General features: G+C 33.7%; 3 protein-coding genes. All 3 read left to right on the forward strand.

Features of this window, described 5'->3' with window-relative positions; all coding sequences use genetic code 11:
- The first annotated feature begins 54 nt into the window (after positions 1-54).
- The gene (locus tag FAY47_RS17435) at positions 55-1,383 is read left to right on the forward strand and encodes a replicative DNA helicase (RefSeq protein ID WP_143318213.1); all 1,329 of its coding nucleotides are present in this window, start codon (positions 55-57) and stop codon (positions 1,381-1,383) included.
- A 28-nt stretch (positions 1,384-1,411) separates the two neighbouring features.
- On the forward strand, positions 1,412-2,212 hold the full coding sequence (gene proC, locus FAY47_RS17440) for a pyrroline-5-carboxylate reductase (protein ID WP_143318214.1): 801 nt from the start codon (positions 1,412-1,414) through the stop codon (positions 2,210-2,212).
- A 168-nt stretch (positions 2,213-2,380) separates the two neighbouring features.
- Positions 2,381-3,575, forward strand: a 1,195-nt coding sequence (locus tag FAY47_RS17445; protein WP_243129654.1) for an adenylosuccinate synthase, incomplete at its 3' end; no start/stop codon positions are given.

Below are 3,575 nucleotides of genomic sequence, written 5' to 3' on the forward strand. Positions count from 1 at the left end.
AGAATAGAAGAATTAATTGACATAGTATTAGAAAAATAGAATGGAGGGGTACTCTTGGAGACTTCGACAATGAGAAGTTTACCACATAGTATAGAAGCTGAACAATCTGTAATTGGATCTATGATTATAGATAAAAGTGCAATAGCCGAAGTTGTAGAAAAATTAGGAGAGAATGATTTTTACAGAGATGGGCATAAGGTAATATATAAGGCTATATTTGAAATGTTTAAGAATGATATGGCTGTAGATCTTGTAACTTTACTAGAATACTTAAAGTCTAATGATCAATTAGAGAATGCAGGTGGAGTAACTTATATCACAGAAGTAAGTTCTTCAGTTCCTACTACAGCCAATCTTTCTTCATATATAAAAATTGTAGAAGAGAAATCCTTACTTAGAAAACTAATAAAAGCATCTACTAAAATCATAGAAGATAGCTATAATAGGCAAGGAGAAGTAGAAGAGGTATTAGATCAAGCTGAAAAGAAAATATTTGATATAGCAGAGAAAAAGACTACCAATGATTTTGAACCTTTAAGCGTTGTATTAGAAAGAGGATTTATTGAAATAGAAAGGCTTTTCAATAATAAGGGTGAAGTTACAGGAGTAAGTTCTGGAATAAAAGATTTAGATGATAAAACTTCAGGATTTCAAAAAGGTGATATGGTACTTATTGCAGCAAGACCTTCAATGGGTAAAACAACTTTTGCACTTAATATCGCAGAACATGCAGCGCTTAGATCAGGTAAGAGTGTAGTAATATTTTCTCTAGAAATGCCAAAGCAACAGCTTGCATATAAATTATTATGTTCAGAGGCTAATGTAGATATGCTTAGCCTTAGAACAGGAGAGCTTGATGATAGGGACTGGGAAAATATAGCTAGAGCAACAGGCCCGTTATCAAAAGCTAAGATATACATAGATGATACTGCTGGAGTTTCAGTAATGGAAATGAGATCTAAGTGCAGAAGAATAAAGATGGAACACGGTATTGACCTGATATTAATAGACTATCTTCAATTAATGTCAGGATCATCAACAGAGAACAGGCAACAAGAGGTATCTGAAATATCAAGATCTATAAAAGCATTGGCTAAGGAAATGGAGTGTCCAGTCATAGCATTATCACAGCTATCTCGTGCGCCAGAGCAAAGAGCTGACCATAGACCAATGTTATCTGACTTAAGAGAATCAGGGTCTATAGAGCAGGATGCTGATGTTGTTATGTTCCTATATAGAGATGAGTATTATAATAAGGAATCAGAAGACAAAGGCGTAGCTGAATGTATAATAGCAAAGCAAAGAAATGGTCCAGTAGGAACGGTTAAAATGGCTTGGCTTGGTCAATTCAGTAAGTTTGGTAATTTAGATGTTGTTCAATAATGAATAACATATACTTGGGGGTGTCTAGATGAACAAGAAAATAGGATTTATAGGTTGTGGAAACATGGGTGGTGCCATGGTTGGAGGATTAATTAAATCAGGGTTTATAAGAAAAGAAGATTTAATAGTATCTACAAAGACTGAAGCCTCTGGAAGCAATTTAAAAAAGAATTTTGGTGTGGAAACAACATTATCAAATAAAATAGTTGCAGAGCAGTCAGATATTCTAATTTTAGCAGTGAAGCCATTTCTATACAAGAAGGTAATAGAAGAAATAAAGGAATGTCTATCTAAAGATAAGGTTATAGTGACTATTGCTGCAGGAGTAACTATTAATAGTATGGAATATTGGCTTGGAGAGGGCTATAAGATAGTAAGGACAATGCCAAACACACCAGCGCTTGTTGGAGAGGCTATGTCAGCTATATGTGCCAATAAAAACGTATCTGAAGAAGATATGGACTATGTGTTTAAGATTTATAAAAGTTTTGGAGATTATGTTGAATTAGAAGAGAAGGATTTTGATGGATTTATAGCGTTATGCGGTTCATCTCCTGCTTATGTCTTCATGTTTATTGAGGCTATGGCAGATGCAGCAGTTAAACTTGGAATACCTAGAGCAAAAGCTTATAAAATGGCATCAAAGAGTGTTCTAGGATCAGCAAAAATGGTATTAGATACAGGAAAACATCCAGGAGAACTTAAGGATATGGTTTGTTCTCCTGCAGGAACAACAATAGATGCTGTAGTAGAGCTAGAAAAGCAAGGATTTAGAAGTGCCGTTATTGAAGCTATGATAAAGTGTGCTGAAAAATCGAAATCAATGTAGATTTAATAGAAGGAATTGAAGTTAATTAAATTTAACCTCAATTCCTTTTTTGCATTATTATACGAATTATTTTCAGAATAAATAAAAAAATATTCGACTTATTATTGACCTATTGAATTCACTTTGCTAGTATGAAAGGTGGAGAGAATTCATAAGGAGGCAATGTATATGTCAGCATTTATTGTTTTAGGAGCTCAATGGGGAGATGAAGGAAAAGGTAAGATGACAGACTATCTTGCAGAAGAAGCAGATGTAGTTGTTAGATTCCAAGGAGGTAATAATGCAGGTCATACTGTAGAAGTTGGAGATAAGCAATACAAGCTTCACTTAATACCTTCAGGTATACTATATGATGATAAACTAAATGTTATTGGAAATGGTGTTGTAGTAGACCCTAAGGCCTTATTTGAAGAGATAGGATATCTAGAAAAAGAGGGTGTCAAGGTTACACCTGAAAAATTAATAATAAGTGATAGAGCACATCTAATAATGCCTTATCATAAGATTTTAGATAAGTTAAAAGAAGAAGCTAGAGGAAAAAATGATATTGGAACAACAGGAAAAGGAATAGGACCTTGTTATACTGATAAAATAGAAAGATGTGGCATAAGAATCTGTGATCTTATGCATGAAGATGTTTTCGAGGAGAAGTTAAGAGAAAATGTAGCTATGAAAAATTCATATATAACAAAAGTATATGGAGGGGAAGCACTTGATGTAGAAAAAGTTTTAATGGATTTTAAGGAATATGCTAGAAAGATAAAACCTTTTGTTAAGGATACATCCGTACAAGTATATGATGGCATAAAAGCAAATAAAACTGTTCTATTTGAAGGCGCTCAAGGGATGTTATTAGATATAGACCATGGTACATATCCATATGTAACATCATCAAATACTACAGCTGGTGGAGTTAGTAATGGAGTTGGCATAGGTCCAAATCTAATTACAAGTGCAGTTGGAATAGCTAAAGCTTATACAACAAGAGTAGGAAAAGGACCTTTTCCTACAGAATTGAACGATGAAACTGGAGAATGGATAAGAGAAAAAGGCCATGAATATGGGGTAACTACAGGAAGATCAAGAAGATGTGGTTGGCTTGATTTAGTTATTGTAAAATCTGCTACAAGAGTTAGTGGATTAACATCATTAGCTGTTACCAAAATAGATACATTAGCAGGATTAGAAAAAATAAAAGTATGCGTAGGATATAAGTTTAATGATGAAGTTTTAGACTATTTCCCTGCTAGTTTAGATGATTTAGCTAAATGTGAACCTATATATGAAGAATTTGATGGTTGGGATGAATCAGTAGCTGATGCTAGAAGTTATGATAATTTGCCTGAAAATGCAAAAAAATATT

This window comes from Clostridium sp. HBUAS56017 (genome assembly GCF_007115085.1).
GTDB classification, from domain to species: domain Bacteria; phylum Bacillota; class Clostridia; order Clostridiales; family Clostridiaceae; genus Clostridium; species Clostridium cibarium.

Bases quoted from the DNA above. Each gene is read 5' to 3' on its own strand.
- proC (WP_143318214.1), top strand. From the start codon at position 1,412: ATGAACAAGAAAATAGGATTTATAGGTTGTGGAAACATGGGTGGTGCC.